At 64.5% G+C, this 19,844-nt stretch carries 23 protein-coding genes; 15 read left to right on the top strand and 8 right to left on the bottom strand.

Translation table 11 applies throughout. The annotated features are described in order from the left end of the window. The first annotated feature begins 36 nt into the window (after positions 1–36). The 5 genes from CH271_RS00330 (at position 37) to CH271_RS00300 (ending at position 5,123) form a co-directional block, all read left to right on the top strand. Positions 37–321, top strand: coding sequence for a hypothetical protein (locus CH271_RS00330; protein WP_256986103.1), 285 nt, complete (start codon positions 37–39; stop codon positions 319–321). Continuing rightward, positions 318–2,660, top strand: a complete 2,343-nt coding sequence (locus CH271_RS00325; protein ID WP_143545981.1) for a polymorphic toxin type 24 domain-containing protein — start codon at positions 318–320, stop codon at positions 2,658–2,660. The genes CH271_RS00330 and CH271_RS00325 overlap by 4 nt, the downstream gene beginning before the upstream one ends. A 17-nt stretch (positions 2,661–2,677) precedes the next feature. After that, positions 2,678–3,109: a hypothetical protein gene (locus CH271_RS00320; RefSeq protein WP_143545980.1), complete on the top strand. Its 432-nt coding sequence runs from the start codon at positions 2,678–2,680 to the stop codon at positions 3,107–3,109. A 252-nt stretch (positions 3,110–3,361) separates the two neighbouring features. After that, a complete protein-coding gene (locus CH271_RS00315) occupies positions 3,362–3,727 on the top strand; it encodes a hypothetical protein (RefSeq protein WP_094631974.1) in 366 nt (121 codons plus the stop codon). An 883-nt stretch (positions 3,728–4,610) separates the two neighbouring features. Then, positions 4,611–5,123, top strand: a complete 513-nt coding sequence (locus tag CH271_RS00300) for a hypothetical protein (RefSeq protein ID WP_094631968.1) — start codon at positions 4,611–4,613, stop codon at positions 5,121–5,123. A gap of 201 nt (positions 5,124–5,324) precedes the next feature. On the opposite strand, the gene CH271_RS00295 is transcribed toward CH271_RS00300, so the two are convergent. Beyond that, complete coding sequence (locus CH271_RS00295) at positions 5,325–5,642, bottom strand: type II toxin-antitoxin system PemK/MazF family toxin (RefSeq protein WP_094631966.1); 318 nt, start codon at positions 5,640–5,642, stop codon at positions 5,325–5,327. Beyond that, positions 5,639–5,950 (bottom strand): hypothetical protein, encoded by a 312-nt coding sequence (locus tag CH271_RS00290; protein ID WP_143545979.1) that lies wholly within the window; start codon positions 5,948–5,950, stop codon positions 5,639–5,641. Before CH271_RS00290 ends, CH271_RS00295 begins: the two co-directional genes overlap by 4 nt. A 130-nt stretch (positions 5,951–6,080) precedes the next feature. Here CH271_RS00290 and CH271_RS00285 point away from each other — a divergent pair, with 130 nt between their 5' ends. Both CH271_RS00285 and CH271_RS00280 read left to right on the top strand, forming a co-directional pair. Continuing rightward, on the top strand, positions 6,081–6,662 hold the full coding sequence (locus CH271_RS00285; protein WP_052047285.1) for a hypothetical protein: 582 nt from the start codon (positions 6,081–6,083) through the stop codon (positions 6,660–6,662). A gap of 173 nt (positions 6,663–6,835) precedes the next feature. Beyond that, a complete protein-coding gene (locus CH271_RS00280; protein WP_094631962.1) occupies positions 6,836–7,315 on the top strand; it encodes a hypothetical protein in 480 nt (159 codons plus the stop codon). A gap of 454 nt (positions 7,316–7,769) precedes the next feature. Here CH271_RS00280 and CH271_RS00275 read toward each other — a convergent pair whose 3' ends face one another. Next, positions 7,770–8,663, bottom strand: a complete 894-nt coding sequence (locus CH271_RS00275; protein ID WP_094631959.1) for a 1,4-dihydroxy-2-naphthoyl-CoA synthase — start codon at positions 8,661–8,663, stop codon at positions 7,770–7,772. Positions 8,664–8,730: 67 nt separating this feature from the next. Between CH271_RS00275 and CH271_RS00270 the strand changes: the two genes are divergently transcribed. The 3 genes from CH271_RS00270 to CH271_RS00260 are packed head-to-tail and all read left to right on the top strand — an operon-like array spanning position 8,731 to position 10,827. Further along, positions 8,731–9,363 (top strand): PaaI family thioesterase, encoded by a 633-nt coding sequence (locus CH271_RS00270; protein ID WP_037187079.1) that lies wholly within the window; start codon positions 8,731–8,733, stop codon positions 9,361–9,363. Then, entirely contained in the window at positions 9,360–10,331 is a 972-nt protein-coding gene (locus CH271_RS00265) for an o-succinylbenzoate synthase (protein WP_094631957.1), read from the top strand. Before CH271_RS00270 ends, CH271_RS00265 begins: the two co-directional genes overlap by 4 nt. 52 nt (positions 10,332–10,383) lie before the next feature. Then, positions 10,384–10,827, top strand: a complete 444-nt coding sequence (locus tag CH271_RS00260) for a DUF6918 family protein (RefSeq protein ID WP_037187084.1) — start codon at positions 10,384–10,386, stop codon at positions 10,825–10,827. Positions 10,828–10,882: 55 nt separating this feature from the next. Here the strand turns inward: CH271_RS00260 and CH271_RS00255 are convergent, their stop codons facing one another. The 4 genes from CH271_RS00255 to CH271_RS00240 are packed head-to-tail and all read right to left on the bottom strand — an operon-like array spanning position 10,883 to position 14,831. Next, positions 10,883–12,280, bottom strand: a complete 1,398-nt coding sequence (locus CH271_RS00255) for a DUF2252 domain-containing protein (RefSeq protein ID WP_037187086.1) — start codon at positions 12,278–12,280, stop codon at positions 10,883–10,885. Between the two features lie 22 nt (positions 12,281–12,302). Further along, entirely contained in the window at positions 12,303–13,136 is an 834-nt protein-coding gene (locus tag CH271_RS00250) for a siderophore-interacting protein (protein ID WP_094631955.1), read from the bottom strand. A 46-nt stretch (positions 13,137–13,182) separates the two neighbouring features. Further along, on the bottom strand, positions 13,183–14,247 hold the full coding sequence (locus tag CH271_RS00245; RefSeq protein WP_094631953.1) for an AbrB family transcriptional regulator: 1,065 nt from the start codon (positions 14,245–14,247) through the stop codon (positions 13,183–13,185). Next, entirely contained in the window at positions 14,244–14,831 is a 588-nt protein-coding gene (locus tag CH271_RS00240) for a flavin reductase family protein (protein WP_037187092.1), read from the bottom strand. The genes CH271_RS00245 and CH271_RS00240 overlap by 4 nt, the downstream gene beginning before the upstream one ends. Positions 14,832–14,893: 62 nt before the next feature. Between CH271_RS00240 and menD the strand changes: the two genes are divergently transcribed. After that, entirely contained in the window at positions 14,894–16,504 is a 1,611-nt protein-coding gene (gene menD / locus CH271_RS00235) for a 2-succinyl-5-enolpyruvyl-6-hydroxy-3-cyclohexene-1-carboxylic-acid synthase (RefSeq protein ID WP_094631951.1), read from the top strand. A gap of 14 nt (positions 16,505–16,518) precedes the next feature. Here the strand turns inward: menD and CH271_RS00230 are convergent, their stop codons facing one another. Further along, complete coding sequence (locus tag CH271_RS00230; protein WP_037187096.1) at positions 16,519–17,022, bottom strand: DUF2505 domain-containing protein; 504 nt, start codon at positions 17,020–17,022, stop codon at positions 16,519–16,521. Positions 17,023–17,077: 55 nt separating this feature from the next. Here CH271_RS00230 and CH271_RS00225 point away from each other — a divergent pair, with 55 nt between their 5' ends. The 4 genes from CH271_RS00225 (at position 17,078) to CH271_RS00210 (ending at position 19,843) form a co-directional block, all read left to right on the top strand. Then, positions 17,078–17,518, top strand: coding sequence for a DUF3592 domain-containing protein (locus CH271_RS00225; RefSeq protein ID WP_179274593.1), 441 nt, complete (start codon positions 17,078–17,080; stop codon positions 17,516–17,518). Further along, positions 17,511–17,930, top strand: coding sequence for a glutaredoxin domain-containing protein (locus CH271_RS00220; RefSeq protein ID WP_256986101.1), 420 nt, complete (start codon positions 17,511–17,513; stop codon positions 17,928–17,930). The genes CH271_RS00225 and CH271_RS00220 overlap by 8 nt, the downstream gene beginning before the upstream one ends. A 63-nt stretch (positions 17,931–17,993) precedes the next feature. Further along, on the top strand, positions 17,994–19,133 hold the full coding sequence (locus tag CH271_RS00215) for a glycosyltransferase family 4 protein (protein WP_179274589.1): 1,140 nt from the start codon (positions 17,994–17,996) through the stop codon (positions 19,131–19,133). Positions 19,134–19,147: 14 nt separating this feature from the next. Then, on the top strand, positions 19,148–19,843 hold the full coding sequence (locus CH271_RS00210; protein ID WP_094631949.1) for a demethylmenaquinone methyltransferase: 696 nt from the start codon (positions 19,148–19,150) through the stop codon (positions 19,841–19,843). The last annotated feature ends 1 nt before the right edge of the window (position 19,844 follow it).

Here is a 19,844-nt window from a genome sequence, read left to right as displayed (position 1 = left end):
GCGTTTCTGTTTGGTAGAGAAAGGCATTCACTTTCGATGACCACGTCACCGGCCGACCCGATGACCCCGCCGACCCGCCACCACGGTGCAGCAGGCAACGACACCTCGACGGCGGTGATCGCGACGTTGTTCGGGCTCGGGTTGCTGATTGTGGCGTTCGCGGTGATCGGACGCCTCGCCGGGTGGGCCGGCGATCACGGGACGATCCTGGTGTATGTGGCGTTGTTTCTGTGGATGTCGATCGCAGGGCGGGTGTTCTGGTGGGGCACCGACAAATTGGTTGCCACGGTCCGGAAGACGTCGGCCCAGGACCACCGATGAGGCCGGAACCGATATCGAAACCGACTGCGGCATCGAGGAACCCGACGCTGCGTAGGTCGGTGGCGGGAGTCCTCGCTGCCGGGGCATTGTTGACCGGGGCTGCCGGGGTGATCGGTGCCGCGATCGTGCTCACAGCAGGACCCGCCTCGGCGGGACCGGCGGAGGATTGTGCGGCGGTGCGGGCGCGGGATCATCAGATCTACCTGAACTTGATTGCCTCTCTACCGCCGGGCTCTCCGATCCCGCCCGAGTACATCAACCCGTGCCTGACCGCCCCGTCGACGTCCACGACTGCTCCGCCGACGAGCACCGCGGGATTGCCGGGCGCGCAAGCACCCGGCGGTGGCCCGAACGTCGGTGCGAACGCGCCGACGAACTTCCCCACCTACAACGGCACCCCCATCGTCCCCGTGCCTGTCCCTGTGCCGGGGGTGGTGCAGACCGCGACACCGGGCGCACCAGCGGCCGCGGGTGGTGAGAGTCCTGTGGGAGTCCCGGCTGCGACGGCGACCAGCGGACTTGCTCCGACGTCGCCGCAGCCTGCGGGATCGACTGCACCCACTGCGGTTCCCGATCGGGGTCCGGGACCGATACCCACCGATACCGATTCGAATACCGCAGCAGCGCAACCGGTCCCGGACGCGGGGTCCTCCGTATCCGGGGAGGGTGCGGATCGTGACCGGTATCTCGAACCCGCTCTGGTCGGTGCAGCCGCAATCACCGCCGCCGGGATCGGTGTGCGTGGGCGGCCCGGACCGTTCGGTCCCCGGACACCCGGATCTGCATTGGCCGGTGTCGTCGGTACGGTCAGCGCGCCTGTGGTCCGTTATGCACCAGGTGGGTTCGAGCAGATCACCGTGCCCAACGAGGACGGTGGCGAACGCACCCTGGTGCTCATCAACGATGCGACTTCGCCGCGTAGCTACCGATTCCCGCTGCACGTCCCCGACGGCGGACACGCGACCGAGAACCCTGATGGCTCGGTCTCGGTGTTCGATGCGGCAGGACGTGAGGTCACGCACTACGACGCACCGTGGGCGTACGACGCCACAGGAGAACCTGTCCCCACCGAGTACGAGATCGAGGGGGACGAGTTGGTTCAACACGTCTATCCCGGGCCCGACTCCATCTTTCCGATTCTGGCCGACCCGTCCTGGAGCGGTGTTCTCGACGGAGTGAAAGATTTCGGCGCGGGAGTGGGAACGTCGGTCAAGGACAATGTGGTGGGGATGGGCCCTCTCGTCGGGCTCGGGGGTGAGGGCGGACCTGGGGTCGAAGAGTCCTGGCAAGGAGTCGGGGCCTTGGTCGGCCTCGGCGGCGACGGCGCACCGGGGGTGAAGGATTCGTGGAAGAACGTCGGTAAGGAGACCGTCGCATGGGATGACTACGCGGGCGGCGACAGCGCCTATGCCACAGGGAAAGTCACAGGAAACATCGTCACCGCGCTCGTCGGCAGCAAGGGCACGTCTGCGGCCCTGAACGCAGGCAAAAACGCAGCGAAGGACGCGGCGAAGGACGCGGCGGAACAAGCAGGTCGTCATGCCCCTACCGGCGACACGCCGTCGACGGTTCCCGTCCCACCTCCCACACTGGCCGAGAAACTCGCGAACGCCGACGTCTACACCGGCGCGGGACCCTCAAGTCGGCAGCGGAACGATTTTCCGCTCACAGACGGTCCGAAAAACGGTGCACTCGTCCGACTGAACGACAGCGGGAAGGTCGCGTACTGGGCTGAATACGACAAAAATGGGACCATGATCAGGAGGGCAGATCTCGAAGGAAAGTCGCACGGGCTGATTGAGACCCCGCATGTCGTCGACGTGGTTATCGACCGGGCCCCTGACGGTACGGAACGTCCGCGACAGGACAAGAAGAACACACGTCCCGCTACAGATGAAGAGATTGCCAGTGCTGGCGCATGGAAACCGGAATCGGAACGAAGCGCCGCCCCCGCTTCATCGCCCAACTCCACACAACCTCCGAAACAAAGCTCGGGCGCTGCCACCACCGGAGCCGCCGGGTATACGGCCGCTGCACAAACACAGAACCAACAGGACACGCCGCTGCAAGGACCAGGTTTGGAAGCTCAGCGTGCTCAAGCACGAACGGAACTCGAAACCAGCTACACCCCCGCTGATCAATCCCGCGACCAACAGATAGCGCACACCCAAGGACCCGGACTGGAAGCTCAGCGTGAACAAGCACGAGCCAACCTGGACATGGTCAACCGCGAATCAGATCTGAACACCGTGAAAATCCAGGGCCCAGGCCTGGAAGCGCAGCGCGATGCCGCACGCGACCGACTTGCCGCCGACAACTACAGCAAAAAGACAACATGATCAGAGAGAATACGGCCATGGATGATGAAGCAGCCTCGCGCGAGGAAGCAGAGACGGCGCTCCAGCAAGGGGATTGGGCTTCGGTCTCGGTTGGCTTGCGATGGTTGGTAGGACATGCCGAAGGGTCTACCGACTTCGACATTTTGGTCGAAATGCTGCGGTATCCCACCAATATCGTTCCGATGGAGATTGCTGCAGAGGCGCTGATCCGCAGATATGGTTCTTCGGGCTTGGCTGCTGTCATTACCTTTCTAGTCTCTGATGAGATCGATTTCAGCTGTCATGACTATCTGCTCGCGGTCCTCGACGACTTATACCTAGATCACGGTGTACCGATCCGGGACATGCTTATGGAGTTGGACCGAGATGACAGTTTTCTCGATATCACGGATTTGCTGGATCGGCCTACACTCGCGGCGGGTTCACAGGGCTCTGCAATGAACTCCTAGAACCACGGATGCGTTAGTAACCTCGCGCGAAGAGGCGGAGGCGGCGCTCCTGCAGGGGGGTTGGGCTTCGGTCTCGACCGGTCTGCGGTGGTTTCGCAGCAACGCCGAGGGCGAACGCGATTTCCTTCTGGTTTCCGAGCAGCTGCGGTATCCGAACTTGGTGCCGATGAACATCGCGGCGGAAACGTTCGTACTCCGCTTCGGTGTTCGAGGACTCGTGGAGAATCTCATGTACCTGATCCGGGCCACGAGATGACTCGTGCTTCAGCGTGGTTGATCAGCGCCGCACTTGGCATCGCAGTCTCGATTGCCGGGGTCGTACTGCTGGCTCGCTTGTGGACCGCCTGCGAGGTGGGTGTCAATAGTTCCGGCAATGCCTTTGCACTGCTGTTCTTTTACGCACCTGTGCTGTGCTTGTGGACGATCCTTACGACTGTTCTGGTGTCGACCTGGACGGCGCGGCTATCGATGCTGTGGATGTCGATCTGCGTGCTACTCGTTGAGCTTGCGGGATTATGGCTTTTTCTGATCATTCTTCACTCGCCGGGTGGTGGCTATCCATCGCCGGTGTGCATCGACAACGTTCCTCCATGGTGGCCGCAATGGATTCCGTTGTGATGCGCAAGGGAAACCAATCGACCCGTCGGTGAATCGCTCGGTAGAAGTGGCTGATCTATCGGCGGCGGAATGGGTGGTGAATGGGCGGGAGCTGCACTCGGAGGTCAGATCGGCGGCCTCCTGGAGCATTTATCGGTGCCGGAATTGGAGCCTTCGCGGGAGGTTAGTGTACGACCAAGTACCGAGATGCATCACCGAACTCTTCCAAGGACAAGACACCGGCAAGGGATCGATCGAATTCCGCGTCACGGCACGTGCCCCCGGACAGGCCACTGTCGATACCACCTTCAAGGGGATCGACGTACCGATCCTCGAAGGCTATTCCAGACTCTGGACTTTAGAAGGCGGGAAATGGAAGTATGACAGCTGTCAGTGAATCAAACCCGCTATCGATATATGTCCCTCAAGATCAAGGATGGAAGTTGATGAGAAATCTCAGCCTGTACGAAATACTGATAGGGATAATTAACCTCTTACTCTCGGTATATTTATTGTTTGAGATCGCCAACGGAAATTCCACGATTACGAACTATATTGCAGCAGTGGCAACCTCTGCCGTCATCGCGATACTCATCTGGCGCATATTCAGCCGCCGAAAATCGTCTTAGCGCCGAAAATAAAGGGGATATTGGAGTGGGATTCCTGGATAGAAGAATAAAGATGCCGAGCGTGAAAGTTCTGGATCTGTCGGAAATTTGGAGTGGGCTCTCGTCGCTGTTTTTTTCATACTTGCGATCACGCACCTGATCGGCGGATCGGGCGACTTCCTTGACTACGCCATATTGGTGTTGAGTCTGGTGTTGTTGGTCAGAATTGTCTACCTCGTCGTCAAGGCGCGAGTCGACCCCGATGTCCGCAAAGAGCGATAGAGAGGAGAAGTAGAGTGCGCCTGTTCGATCGAAAAGTCAGTGCCGGGATCGCCCTGCTCTTGTGTGTCGCCGTCGCACTGGTGGCAGGATTCGCAGCGGTAGGGCTGTTCGGTTACTCGAAGGACGTCGACGAGGACAGTAGTCGGACGGGGTCGATCACCTCCGCTGACGCCGAACAGCCTGTGGAACTTGCTGTGCAGGCGGTGGTGAACGCGTACAACGTCGGCGACTGGGCCGCTGTCGAGCAGGGAAGTTGTGGGGATGTCGCAATCCGCACTGCGGCGGAGTCGCGAGGCGGTCTTGCAACGAACAGGGCCGACGACGAGGTCCGCATCACCGGCCTGGACGACTTCGAATTCACCACGGTCGACAGCGCAATGAACGCGTACACGTTCGCGCGCGTAACGGTCGGACGCCCCGACGACCCGACCGGCGATGCCGACGCTGTCGCTTTCTTCGCCCTGCTCGATTCCGGGGACGGCTGGAAGGTGTGCACGTCACAGATCGTGAACACGACCGGAATTTAGCCTCTGCGTTCATTGGCCGAATTAAACAACCCTGTCAGCATGGCTGGCAGGGTTGTTTCGTTGTCGCTGGAGAGAATTGACGGCGTCGCCCGCGTGGGTCCTATTCCTGACAGGTGTACGGCTGATCGGATCTCACCGAAAACGCGCCCGGTCTCGAAGACCTGGGCGCGTGGCGGTGGCCACAGTCGTAGAACGGGTCGGTCAGGGGAGTCCGAGTGCGATCGCGAGTGCTTTATTGAGTTTGAGCACGGTCGCGGGGGAGAGGGAGCCGGCCGGGCGTCCGTTGGCGATCTCGTCGTGAAAAATCTGGGCGATGTCGTCGGCGAGGATCGAACCTACAAGAGGGTCAGCGGCGGCGAACGGGACGGCGGTGGGGATCCCGGGCTTCGGAGTGGTGGTCGCACGCACCGCGAGAACCCCGTCGAGTTTGCGGTTCCGGAAGTTGTTGGAGACCACCACCCACGGCTTTTCTCCCTCGCCCAGGTCAACCCAGTAGATCTGCCCGCGCAGTGCCGTCATGCGGTGTAGGTCTTGTCGACGCGCTCGACGTAGCGGCGGCGGCGCGCCTGTTGCTCACGTCGCCCTTCCGCTTGGTCCTTGGCGAGTTCGTCGTATCCGGCTTCAAGGGCCTTTTCGCGAAGTGCTTCCGCGCCCACACGCAGAAGGGCGCGGGCGATGCCGGACTCGGAGTTGTCGCGGATGGTGATGTGCTGCTGCTGCGCCCATTCCCGCAAGATTCCTGCTTCGAGGCGTTCGGGGTCGGCGAACACGGCGAGTTCCGCTTGGTCGTCACTATCGAGTGTTACAGGTAGCCGTTTCACGCCCATGTTTCACAGTCTGACTCACTTTGTGCGTGATGGCAATGAGTTTTCCGCCACGGCGGTCCAATCTCCTCGCAAGCTTCGGTGATGCTCCGTGGATCGTCCGATGCCTTGGTATCAGACTGCTGGAATCCTCATGACCGGCGCGTTCGCGCTGCTGAGGTTTCCCAAGCTGGCGTTCGACACCCTCGACTCCTCGCTACTGCGCCGGCGGGCGCTATCGGCGGCTCAGGCGGCAGAGAAAGCTACAGAGCAGAGCGCGAAGGAAATCTTGACCGCGCGCTCCGAGGCCCTCGCCAACGTCGTCAACGTGACCCTCCCTCGACCGGAGCATGCCGTCGAGGACGCATCCGAACTGCTCACCGCCCGCGTCGGGGACGCGGTACTCAAAGCGATCCTCGATCACTGGAACGCCGAGCGTGGACGCTGGAGCGTCAGCAAATATGCCCGACCACAGGAAGAACTGGTCCTCGGTAAAGCATCGAGCACATCATGGACAGAGCGACGCGAGGCGAGGAAACGATGGGCGAAGGAACTTCAGATCGGGTGGGAAACTCTCATCCCACCGCAGGTGCGTCTCGACCGGACTCTGTTGCCTGCTGTCGCCGATATCGAGACCGTGCCGGCCGGTACTTTGGTTCGGCTCGGTGACGCGCCACTCGATGTCGACTTCGAGGACATTCTCGATCTCCGCCGCGCCCTGGGCTACCCGACCTGACCCGCGTTGGCTCCCGGATCCTCGCTCGGCACCTTCTGCCGGTCACCCTTGCCCGACTGTCTGGGCGTAGTGTTTCGACGCCCGTCGTTCGCCCCCGTCTCGCGGGTACACCTCAGGTGTGGACGTCGCCGCATCGGCGACGAGTCGACACCACCGCCTCAGAAGGGAGCCTGATGTTTCTTTTCGTATCCAACGGCGGCAAACAGCAATCCATTGCACATCGAATCGATTTTCCCTGGCAGTTCGGGCAGCTGCTCTCGCGGTTCGACGGTCTTCAGCGGTCTGCGTTGACGGTCTCGAAGGTTCCGGAGGGTCGGTACTACGAGGATCTCAGCGACGACGAGAAGACCGCGATGAGCGAAAGCTACATCCAAGCCGCTGGGTCGGCGCAGGCGATGTCGGTCGAACTGAGGTTTCCCATTGACGGCGTTCATCGCCTGTTCGTCATCGGCCGATCCGGCCCTCGTCAGGGCGAACCCACTGTCGAGATCCCGTTTTTCGGCGGCAAACGCTCCCTCACCGTGTACCCCGAAGAGGTGTTCACCGCTGATGACGCGACGCAGTTGTTCTTCGAGTGGGCCACCACAGGAGAGATCGACCGCACGAAGCATCATCTCCGCGAATTCGACCTCGACGCCTTCTACCGAACCTGAGACCAGCCTGCCGCGCGCGAACGATCGGCCGCGGACGTCGCCCTCATGGCCGAGGAGCTGCAATGCCCGAAGTCGGTGTCGATGAAGATCGCTGCTCGTACGCTGTTCCGGTGCGGTGGGCTTGGCGGAAGTCATCGAGCATTGGGGTTCGTCGATATGAGAGCCCATGCACGCGAACAGGAATGCGGAGTACTCGAGGAGTTGCATTGCACGACAGCAGGGCATCCTCGAGCGGGTCGATCAATAGCGAAGACGCCCGTTCCCGGTTGGGCAAAGACGGCGAACGCCACCGCAATCGAGCGTGAGGCAGGCCATCGCCCACCGAATGCGCTTTTCGGAGAGCCGGGAGTTCTGGAAGTCCGCCATCCAGCGGTAGTCGTACGGCTCTGTGAACCATGCCCGCACTCCACCCGCGGAACTTCCGGCGCGATGCGACGTCGAATTCGCCAGTGGATCAGAAATACCGAGGGAACGGCGACCAATCGGGCTCGCGCTTTTCCAGGAAGGAGTCGCGCCCTTCCACTGCCTCGTCGGTCATATAGGCCAGACGCGTTGCCTCACCGGCGAACAGTTGCTGGCCGACCAGGCCGTCGTCCTGCAAATTGAAGGCGTACTTCAACATTCGTTGGGCCTGAGGCGATTTCGCGTTGATCTTCGCCGCCCACTCGATGGCCGTGTTCTCGAGCTCGTCGTGATCGACCACCTTGTTCACTGCGCCCATGCGGTGCATCTCCTCGGCCGAATACGTCTCGCCGAGGAAGAAGATCTCGCGAGCGAACTTCTGACCGACCATCTTGGCCAGATACGCACTGCCGTAACCGCCGTCGAAGCTGCCGACGTCCGCGTCGGTCTGCTTGAACCGCGCATGTTCGCGGCTCGCGAGGGTCAGATCGCACACCACGTGCAGGCTGTGCCCGCCGCCTGCCGCCCAGCCGTTGACCAAGCAGATGACCACCTTGGGCATGAAGCGAATGAGGCGCTGCACCTCCAGGATGTGCAGGCGGCCGGCGCGGGCCTTGTCGACGGTGTCGGCCGTTTCCCCGTCCGCGTACTGATAGCCGCTGCGTCCGCGAATGCGCTGATCGCCACCGGAGCAGAACGCCCAGCCGCCGTCCTTGCTGCTCGGTCCGTTTCCGGTGAGCAACACCGTGCCCACGTCGGAACTCACCCGTGCATGTTCGAGAGTGCGGTAGAGCTCGTCGACGGTGTGCGGCCGAAATGCATTGCGGATTTCGGGACGGTCGAACGCAATTCGCACGGTCGCATCGGACACGTGGCGGTGATACGTGATGTCGGTCAGGTCTTCGAAGCCGGGAACGGGACGCCACAGTGCGGGAGTGAAGGTCACGAGCGCCAGCTTAACGGTGGCCGGGGTTGGCTCCGTGCCGAACGGTCGGTGCAGCTAGCGTGCAGTCATGACCGACCCGATCGAGCTCGACCGCGATTACGACCACCACGGGGGCTTCCCGCGTTTCGTTCCTGCGAAGGTGGGGCCGGAGTACGGGCAGCTGCTCGAGGCCTTGCGCACGGTGCAGGATCTCGCGGTGTCCACCTCGTTGCCGGCCGAAGTGACCGAGGCAGCTGCGGACAAGGCTCGGGAACTGATCGAGCTGTTGAGCCCGCACGTGGTGGCCGAGGGACGTCAGACCGCCGGACGCGTTCCGAGGCTTCCGGGCCGAGGCTCGCTGTTGTTGATGCCGTGGATCATCGAGAAGATCGACGCAGACGGTGTCCGCAGCCGGGGCATGTTCCGCCGCTTCCACCTCGGCGGAAACTCCGCCGCGCACGGTGGCACGCTGCCCCTTCTGTTCGACGACCTCTTCGGCCTCATCCAGCACGCCTACGGCAGGCCCATCAGCCGGACGGCGTATCTGCACATCAACTACCGCAAGGTGACGCCGCTGAACACCGAGCTGGTCGTCGAGGGCGCGGTGGATCGGGTCGAGGGACGCAAGACGTTCATCAACGCTCGGCTCACGGATCTGGACGGCAACCTGTTGGCCGACTGCGAGGCGTTGATGGTTCAGTTGCTCCCGGGGCAGCAATGATCCCCCCGATCGACGACGTTCTGGACGGTGCGCATGTGCTCTCGATGCCGATGCGGACCAAGTTCCGCGGCATCACCACCCGTGAGGTGATGCTCGTTCGCGGCCCGGCAGGGTGGGGTGAGTTCTCACCGTTTCCCGAGTACGACGACGTCGAGTCGACCCCGTGGCTGGCGTCGGCGATCGAGGCCGCGTGGGACGGCCCGCCCAGCCCGCTGCGCCGACGCATCCCGGTGAACGCGACCGTCCCCGCAGTGGCGGCATCGGACGTGACATCGGTGTTGAGCCGGTCTCCCGGTGCCGAGACCGCCAAGGTGAAGGTGGCCGAGAAGGGGCAGACTCTGGCCGACGACCTCGCCCGAGTGCGTGCCGTGCGCGAGCTGGTGCCGCGGGTACGGGTCGACGCCAACGGCGGCTGGAGCGTCGACGAAGCGGTGGCGGCTCTGACGGCCCTGACCGCCGACGGTCCGCTCGAGTACGCCGAGCAGCCGTGTGCGTCGGTGCCGGAATTGGTCGAAGTTCGGCGTCGGGTGCCCGGGGTGCGGATCGCTGCCGACGAGAGCATTCGCCGGGCCGAGGATCCGATGAAGGTCGTTCGGGCAGGCGGAGCGGACATCGCCGTGCTCAAGGTGGCCCCGCTCGGCGGGATGCGCGCGGTGCTCGAGCTGGCCGGAGAGCTGGGGGAGTACGGCGTGCCGGTGGTGGTGTCGAGTGCGCTCGATTCTGCTGTCGGTATCTCGTCCGGTTTGGCCGCGGCCGCTGCGCTGCCGCATCTCGAATTCGCCTGCGGTCTGGGAACGGGCGCACTGTTCGTTCGAGACGTCGCACCCGTGCCGGAGGTGATCGACGGAACGTACCCGGTCGGCAGCCTCGAACCCGACGCCGAGGCCCTGATCGAGCTCGATGCCGACGCCGATCGCACGCAGTGGTGGATCGAGCGAGTTCGGCGCTGCCACGCCCTTCTGCGGTAGTCTTGCGCCCGGTCCGCGTGGGGCCGCTGACACATCTGGGAGGAACTTCGAAGTGGTTGCTGCACTCAAGGATTCACTGCTCGACGAGTCGAAGGCCGACGCTCTGCGCGTCGATGTCCTGGCACTGATCGACGCCGAGGTCGCGGACAAGAAGGGCGCGAGTGGACTCGCGGTCAAGGGGGGCTACGGCGCAGTGAAGAAGGTCGGACCGTCGTACATCGACAATGCGGTCTCGGCTCTGTGGCCCGATTTCGTCGACAAGCTGGATCCGTTCTGGCAGTCGTACAACGCTGCCCCGCAGGGCACGTTCGGTCAGTACCTCGCCGCCAACGGCGACGCCGCATCCGACGCGCTGCTCTCGGTCACCGATGCCCGCATCGAGGAGACCGACAAGTCCGTCGTCAAGAAGTTCTACGGCAGCCTGCGTGGCTCGGCGAAGAAGAACGTCACCGAGGCACTGCCGCGCGTGGGTGACCTGGTCGCCAAGCACGCCTGAGCGGCTTCGCCGCATGTGAGTGTGGAGCCCTCGGGTCGTTCCGCGGGCTCCACACTCACATGCGCGTAGCGCTCAAACGCTCCCAATCGGCTTCCGTCTGATCCGCGTACAGCTGCGCGAAGCGGCACAACGCCACCTCGAGGGCATCGGAATCTCCGGTGTATCCCGAGATCATCGACGCCCCACTCGTACGCGCGTGGCCCTTGGCCAGTAGTCGACCCACCACCCGTGCGTAGTCGACCAGAGCCGGCGCGTCGATCGACGACAGGTCGATGGTCCCCTTCATGTTGCGGAACTGCCGCACGTAGTACTGCCGTCCGGCGATGGTCGTCCAGCCCAGCAGCGGATCGCTGACGGTCTGCAGATCCTGCTGATACTCCACGACCCTTTGGCCCTGGTGATCGTGCCAGGCCGATTCGCCGTGCACGTACGGCGCGAGCACCGAGCGTCTGGCCTGCTTGAGCTGCAGAAACACGACGTCGTCCTCGCTGGTGCCCTCGAGCAGAGCCACGTACGCCCGCAGGCCGACGCTGCCGACGCCGACCACGCGGTGCGCCACGTCGATCAACGTGTATCCACCGAGCACGCGACGCCAGTGCGGGGTGAGGGTGAGCAGATACTCGTCCAATCCGACGGCCAGAAGTTCCTCGTCCTTGGCGGAGATGCGCGTGGTGATCGGCGGCTCCTCGACGATTCTGCGCTTGCCCTCGTGCTTCTCGGTGAAGCGCGGCAGAACGCGGTCACTGGTGCGTCGACGCGCCTTCTTGGTGGCGCGTTTGATCTCCTTGCGCAGCGAGCCCTCGGTGGCGTCGCGCTGCAGCTTCTCGGCCGTCAGACGTTGGAACGAACGCGACATCAGCGGCTCGTCGGCAAGTCGGGCCACCTCGATTCGGTACGCGGACACGCAGGCGGTGACGGCGTCGCGGCACTGATCCTCGGTGCGGCCGTTCTGCCGCCCGGCCACCCAGATGCTCGCGGCGAGGCGTCGTAGATCCCATTCCCAGGCTCCCGGGTGGGCCTCGTCGAAGTCGTTGAGATCGATGACGAGGTCACGTTCGGGGGAGGCGTAGAACCCGAAGTTGCCCAGGTGGGCGTCGCCGCTGATGACCGGGTTGATGCCGGTCGACGGCAGCATCGCCACGTCCCGGGCCATGACGATCGCCGTGCCGCGCAGGAATCCGTACGGGGACTCGACCATCCGCTCGAGGCGCGTCGGTATCAGCCATTCGATGCGGCCCTGGTGCGAGTATTCGATCTGCTTGACCGGGTCGGGTCGATCCGCCGGTGGGGTCCAATCGCCGAGCGAGGCGATCGGCACCTTTTCGCGTAGACGTCGTCCCAGTTCGTAGCGCTCGGCTCGGGGGAGCGGACGGGCGCGCAGCGAGGCGAACGACGCACCGTCGACCTCGACCGAGTCGGTGACGACTGTGTGACCTTTTCCCAAGCCGGACATGTGAGATGACACTAATCGAGTGCTATCCGGCGGCTTTACCGAACTTCCAGTATCCGGTGAAGCAGATGCTGGATTTCGGTACTGCGCGCTCGTTCACCAGGTATCTGCGCAGGCCGGTGGCCAAGCCCTGTTCGCCTGCCACGTAGACGAACGGGGTGCCGCCGGGAAGTTCGGCTTTCTGCACTGCGGCGAGTGCCGCATCACCGGGTTTGGCATGCGGGTCGGTGCGCACGATCCACTTCAGCTCGACGCCCGGCGGCACGTGGTGCTGCTGGACGTCGGCCTCGGTGGGGACTTCGATGAACACCACGGCGCGCAGGTCTTCCGGTGAGGATCGCAGTATTCCGAGAATCGCCGGAGCGGCACTCTCGTCGCCGACGAGCAATTGCCACGAGGCATCGGTATCCGGGTTGTAGATGCGTCCCTCGTCGAGAATCGCGACGCGGTCCCCGGGAACGGCGCGTGCAGCCCACGACGACGCTGGGCCCGCGTGGCCGCCGTGTTCGGAACCGTGGACGACGAAGTCGACGTCCAGCTCCGCGCCCTCGCTCAACCGGCCATGGCCTGCGGGGCGGAAGTTGCGGACGGTGTAGTTGCGGACAACCGGCTTGGTGTCCTTGGAGAAGGTCAGATACTGGGCGTACCAGAATTTCGAGGTCGAACTGGGTATGCGGGGTTCGCGTTGATCCGGTTGTGGCAGGAACAGTCGGAACCACTGGTCGTAGCCCATGTACGCGTAGCTCGAGAGCGACTCGCCCCCGAGGGTGATCCTGACGAAGCCGGAACTGATCCGTTCGGCAGCGAGAACGTGCAGTCGGTAGAACGCCGGGTGCTCGGGTTTGAGGTACTTGGCCATGCCGGTGAGATTAGTGGACCCTAACTCCCAATGGGGGCGCGTCGATTCACTCGGGTCGACCATGCCGGTAGTGCTGGACGACCTTCGCTCCCATCGGCACCGCGAACAGCATCATGAACACCCGGATCACCTGCGCTGCCACGACGAACGTCACGTTCGCGCCGGTCGACGCGGCGATGGCAAGCACCGCGTACACACCACCCGGGGTGGTCGCCAGGTAGCCCTCGTAGCCGCTCGTCCCCGTCGCGGACGCCAGCCACAAGCCGAGCATCGCGCATCCGACGGTGACGGCGATGATCAACATCAGAGACGCGGGCAGGACCCGCGAGATCGACTTCAAGCTGGCGACGGTGAACCGCAGCCCCGCCTGCCATCCGATCACGATGTACGCCGCCCACAGCAGCAACGTCGGGACGGATGCGTCGAACGACACCCCGAGTACGTCGGCGAGCGTGGCGATCATCAGCGGGCCGAGCAGGGCGGGGGCGGGCAGCCGGATCGCCTTCGCCAGCATCACGCCGATGACGCCGCAGATCACGACGAAGGCGAGGTCGATCCACAGTGCCTCGTGCACGTCGGCGGTGACCGACGACTGTCCGGGTTGAGCGTCGAACACCAGGGTGGCGACCAGTGGCAGCGTTGTGGTCACCAGCACGACGCGGAGGTACTGCACCACCGCCACGACTCGTTCGTCGCCGCCGAGCTCCTGCGTGATCGCCACCAGTCCCGAGGCTCCGCCTGCGACCAGCGCCAAGGAACCGGTCAGTGAATCGATGTCTTTACGAAGCCCCAGCAGCGCGCCGGCCGCGATCGACAGCAACAGGGTGCCGATGCATGCCAGCAGTACCGGCAGCCAGGTATCGCCCAGCGAGCTCAGAGTGTCGCTCTGCACCAGCGTTCCGATCTCGACGCCGAGGATTGCCTGCGCCGCCATGCCGAGTCTGCGGGGGAGTGGCGCTCGCTCGGTTCCGGTCGTCGGAGCCCACCCGGCGAGCGCGAACACGATCGCCACCAGCAAGGCAACGAACAACGCAGCCGACGGCACACCGAGTGCATCGGCCCCGACGGTCAGTCCGACCGTGACGAGAACCAGCAGCAGCCAGCGAATCAAGAAGGTCGCTCGATTTCGCGAACCTCGGGCGGCAACCCCCACTCGGTGCGACCGAGGCGGCTGAGCGGGGCAATGGCGTCGAACTCGGGGAGGCCGTCCTCGGCCAGATATTCGGGACGCACCGACAGGGCGACGACAGTGCCCATGACGACGAAGCAGTTACCCACTTCGACGACGCGATGCAACGTCGCCTCGATGGCGATCGGAGCGGCCGCCACGCGCGGTGGTGTCACGACGGTACTGGGCTCGCTCTCGATGCCGACTGCCTCGAATTCGCTGACACCGTGATCGAAGCTCGCCGAACTGCTGTTGACCTGATCCACCAACGGTGCCGTCGCCAGATTCACGACGAACTCGCCGGTGGCCTCGATGTTGCGAAGACTGTCCTTGCGGGTCACCGACGTGAACTGCACGACCGGAGGCACCACCGAGGACACCGTGAAGAAGCTGTAGGGCGCGAGGTTCGCCACACCGTCGGCCGAGACGGTGGAGACCCAGGCGATGGGCCGAGGTACCACCGAAGCGGTCAGGAGCTGGTAGAAGCGACCGGGAGCGACCTCGTCGGGCCGAAAGACTGTACGCACACCTTCATACTGTCAAAGCCCGGTTGCGGCGTCCGACCGACGCGTCTGACACTCTTGAAACTGTGAATCCGTCCACCGCACAGGCCACCGCAGTCGTCGACGAACTGGCGCGCAGCGGGATCCGAGACGTCGTGTTGTGCCCCGGCTCGCGGAACGCCCCGTTGGCGTTCGCGTTGCAGGAGGCAGACGTGGCCGGCCGCCTGCGGTTGCACATGCGGATCGACGAGCGAACCGCCGGCTTCCTGGCGATCGGCCTGAGCCTGGGGAGTGGTCAGCCCGTCCCGGTGGTGATGACGTCGGGAACCGCGGTCGCCAATCTGGGGCCTGCCGTACTCGAAGCGAACTACGCCCGCATTCCACTGATCGTCATCAGCGCCAACCGCCCGTACGAGATGCTCGGCACCGGTGCCAACCAGACCATCGAGCAGCTCGGCCTGTTCGGATCCCAGGTGCGCGCGACGATCAGCCTCGGGCTCGCCGAGGAAGGACCCAAGCAGAACAGTCAGTGGCGCAGCGCCGTCTCCCGCGTCATCGCGGCTGCGCGCGGAGCACGATCCGGCAACGCCGGGCCGGTGCACTTCGATATCCCACTGCGTGAGCCTCTGGTGCCTGCGATCGGCGATCCCGGCGCGCGTCCGGAGGGTCGGCCCGATGGAATGCCGTGGACCTCGACCACCCAGGCGACACTGGACGTTCCCGTCGAACTGGATCTGACTGTCGACACCGTGGTCGTCTCCGGTCACGGCGGTGCCGTGCGTCCGGAGCTGGCCGGGTTGCCGACCGTCGCCGAGCCGACCGCACCCCTGCATGGAATCCCGTTGCATCCCTTGGCTCTTGCGCAGTTGAAGCCGCGCCAGGCTGTGATCACCGGGCGGCCGACGCTGCATCGACAGGTCTCGGCTCTGCTGGCCGACCCTGCAGTCGACGTCATCGCGCTCACCACCGGACCGCGCTGGCCCGACGTCTCCGGCAACGTCCTGGCCACCGGCACTCGGGCGGTCACAACCGGCGCGCCCGACCCCGCCTGGATCGCTCGTTGCGCCGCTCTGTCCGAGAGAGCCGAACAGGCTGTGCACGAACAACTTTCAGAGCATCCCAAGCCGACGGGACTGCATGTGGCCGACGTGGTGATGTCCGCCCTGCAGCCAGGTGACCAGCTGGTGCTCGGAGCGTCCAATCCCGTGCGCGACGCGGCCCTGGTGGCGACACCGAACCCCGACGTGAAGGTTCTGTCCAACCGCGGCGTGGCCGGTATCGACGGCACCGTTTCGACGGCCATCGGTGCCGCGATGTCCGGAAAGCGGCGCACCGTGGCACTTCTCGGCGATCTGACGTTTCTGCACGACGCGGCCGGCCTGCTCATCGGCACCGGTGAACCTCGACCTGACGACCTGACGATCGTCGTCGCCAACGACGACGGCGGCGGCATCTTCGAGCTCCTCGAACAAGGCGACCCGCAGTACGCGGGGGTGTTCGAGAGAGTCTTCGGCACGCCCCACGGCATGGACCTCGGCGCACTGTGCGGTGCCTACCGCGTGGAGCACCACCTGGTCGACTTGGCCGATCTGGCAACCGAACTCACCGGCCATGCCACGGGAATCAGGGTGCTGGAAGTGACCACGGAGCGATCGGGACTGCGCGAGCTGCACGCGGCAATCAGGGCGCGACTGTAGAGCGTGGTGGGCCGCTAACTCTGCTGCGCTGCAACCCATTCCAGGGTTTCGCCGGTTTCCTGGTCGATCATGTCCTTGATCATCTTGTTGATCAGGTCCTCGATCTTGCCGCCCACGATGGGGATCTTCACTGTCGATTCGCCCTTGACGATCAGTTTCGCGCCGGTTCCGTTGGGTCGCAACGACAGGGTGCCGTTCACCTTCGCGGGCAAACCGGTGGTGCCGCCGATCAGGGTGCCCTCGGCGTGGTCGCCTTCGAGCGGGCCCCAATGGTCGGTGCGCGAGACGATCAGCTTGCCCTTGATGACCTTGGTGACGAAGCCGGGGAGCTCGGACGTACCGACCTCTTCGGAGATGTCGACGGTCAAACCGCCGTCGTCGTGCTTGGTCAGCTCGTACCCGTCGGTTTTCTTCGCCTTGGCGAATCGCGCCTCCCACTGGTCCTCGCTGGTGAGTGCTGCGTGCACGTCAGCGGGGGGATTGGACGATTCGACGGTGAACTCGAAGCTGCGCGACATGAGTGCAGACGCTACCCGAGCGGAGTCGCGTCGGCTGCGAAGTAATCTGATCGCTGTGACCGATACCGACGGAGCCAGCCGAACGCTGTACAGGACCCGGCTGGTCGTGCTCGTGGTCGCCGTTGCGATTTCGGTCCTGGCCGTGCTTCTGGTGGTCGGAGCCTGGCGCAACGACGTCACCATCGATTCCGACAAGGGCACCGCCACCGCCGAGGTGCTGTCCGCGGGCAAGTTGCGCTCGGCCGTCAGCTTCATCACCCCCGACGGCGTGACACACAACCCGCCACTGGGGGTGCTGTACCCCACCAACCTCATCGCCGGTCAACGCATCGAGGTCGAGTACTACAAGGCCGACCCGGACGTCGAGCTGGTTCGCGTCGCCGGCCGCGACGCCGCCGTCGCTATCGTTCCGGCCGGATCCGTCATCGTCGTCACGTGGCTGGTCGCCGGCCCGGTGCTGTTCTGGCTACGTCGCAAGGAGGCCAAGAATGCGTAATGCGAAGCAGTGGGCCATCGCTGCCCTCGCCGCAGGGGCCGGGTTCGCGTTGGTGAACTTCGGCAACATCGCGTCGTCGATCGTGGTGATGGTGCTCGTCGCGGTGTTCCTTCTCGTTCTGACGACTCCGGTGCTGTATCCGAGTTCCCTGTCCGACGATGCGTCGCGCACACAGGCGACAGAGAGATCCGTGCCGCTGATCTACTGGCGTCCAGGGTGCATCTTCTGCTTGCGGTTGGCGCTGCTGCTGCGCGGAAAGAAAGCCGTCTGGACGAGCATCCGCCAGGATCCGGCTGCGGCCGCGCGGGTTCGGTCCGTCAACGACGGCAACGAGACGGTTCCCACGGTGTTCGCGGGCTCCGAACATCGCACCAACCCGGATCCGTCGTGGGTGCTCGCGCAATTCGTGTGACGTTGGCCCACACGTAACGTTGTCCATACCTGGCCGACGGCGGGGCCACCCACACTGAGGATCGTGCGAGTAGCCATCGTTGCGGAATCGTTCTTGCCCAACATGAACGGCGTCACCCACTCGGTGATCCGTGTCCTCGAACACCTCGACAAGACGGGGCACGACGCCATCGTCATCGCCCCGGACAACCCGTCCGGTCCCAGAGCCGCGACGTGGCACGACAACGTTCCGGTGCATCGGGTGCCGTCCGTCATGGTGCCGAAGGTGAGCTCGCTGCCCGTCGGTGTGCCGGGCCTCGGCATGGTCTCGGCTATGCGCGCCTTCGCCCCCGACGTCGTGCATCTGGCGTCACCGTTCCTGCTCGGAGCGGGCGGCCTGGCCGCCGCCAACCGACTGGACGTGCCCGCGGTGGCCGTCTACCAGACCGACGTCGCCGGTTTCGCCGCCAGCTACGGACTGGGCCTCACCTCGAAGGCCGCGTGGCGCTGGACCAGGAGATTGCACCGCGGCGCCGCCCGCACCCTGGCTCCGTCCACCTCGGCCGTCGACGCGTTGGAATTGCACGGCATTCCGCGCGTGCACCGGTGGGCGCGAGGAGTCGACGCCGTCCGCTTCGCACCCTCGGCCACGTCGCAGACGCTCAGAAGCCAGTGGGGAGCGGACGAGAAGCTGATCGTCGGATTCGTCGGTAGGCTCGCCCCGGAGAAGCACGTCGAGCGGCTCGCCGTACTGGCCACCGACCCGTCGATCCAGTTGGTGATCGTCGGCGGTGGACCCGACACCGCAGCGTTGCAGACCCTGATGCCGAGCGCGATCTTCACCGGACAACTCGGCGGCGACGAACTCGCTCGGGCCTACGCCAGCTTCGACATCTTCGTCCACCCCGGCGAACACGAAACCTTCTGCCAGGCAGTCCAAGAGGCCCTCTCCAGCGGCGTCCCCGTCATCGGACCCGACGCCGGGGGCCCGCGCGATCTGGTCTCGCATTGCCGCAACGGCTACCTGCTGCCGGTCGACAAGTTCACCGAACTGCTTCCCAGCGCCGTCGGAGCCCTCGCCGAACCCACCACCCGCGCACGATTCGGTGACGCGGCCCGCAAATCGGTGCTGCACCGAACCTGGCCCGCCATCTGCGACGAGCTGATCTCGCACTACTACGACGTGCAAGGCATCACAGCGCCACAGGCAGTGAACGTTGCTTGAGTAGTCTGGACCTCGTGGCCCAGACATCACGCGCAACCCTGGCAAAAGAGCCCCACGAGGTGGCGTCGATGTTCGACGGCGTCGCCCGTCGATACGACATCACCAACACGGTTCTGTCGTTCGGGCAGGACCGGAGTTGGCGCAAACTGACTCGGCGCGCCCTCGATCTCAAACCTGGCGAGCGGGTACTCGACCTCGCCGCAGGCACCGGCGTCTCCACCGTCGAACTCGGTCGCAGCGGAGCCTGGTGCGTGGCCACCGATTTCTCCAAGGGCATGCTGCAGGCAGGACTGCAACGAGGCGTTCCGATGGTCGCAGGTGACGCGATGGCACTGCCATACGCCGACGCCAGCTTCGATGCCGCCACCATCTCTTTCGGCCTCCGCAACGTCTCGGATTTCGACGCCGGCCTGCGCGAGATCGCCCGCGTCACCAAGCCCGGTGGCAGGCTCGTCGTCTCGGAATTCTCCACGCCGGTGTTCGGTCCGTTCCGCACCGTGTACATGGAGTACCTGATGAAGGCGTTGCCGAAAGTCGCTCGCGCCGTGAGCAGCAACCCCGACGCGTACGTCTATCTCGCCGAGTCCATCCGCGCGTGGCCGACGCAGGAACAACTGGCACAGCGGATCACCGACGCGGGCTGGACCGACGTGCAGTGGCGCAACCTCACCGGCGGAATTGTGGCTCTGCACAAGGCAATTCGCCCCTGAC

The sequence above is a fragment of the Rhodococcus sp. 05-340-2 genome (assembly GCF_002258915.1).
In the GTDB taxonomy this organism is placed as follows: domain Bacteria; phylum Actinomycetota; class Actinomycetes; order Mycobacteriales; family Mycobacteriaceae; genus Rhodococcoides.
The sequence above is the reverse complement of the archived record's forward strand: the minus strand, read 5'-3'. Positions and strand labels throughout refer to the sequence as shown.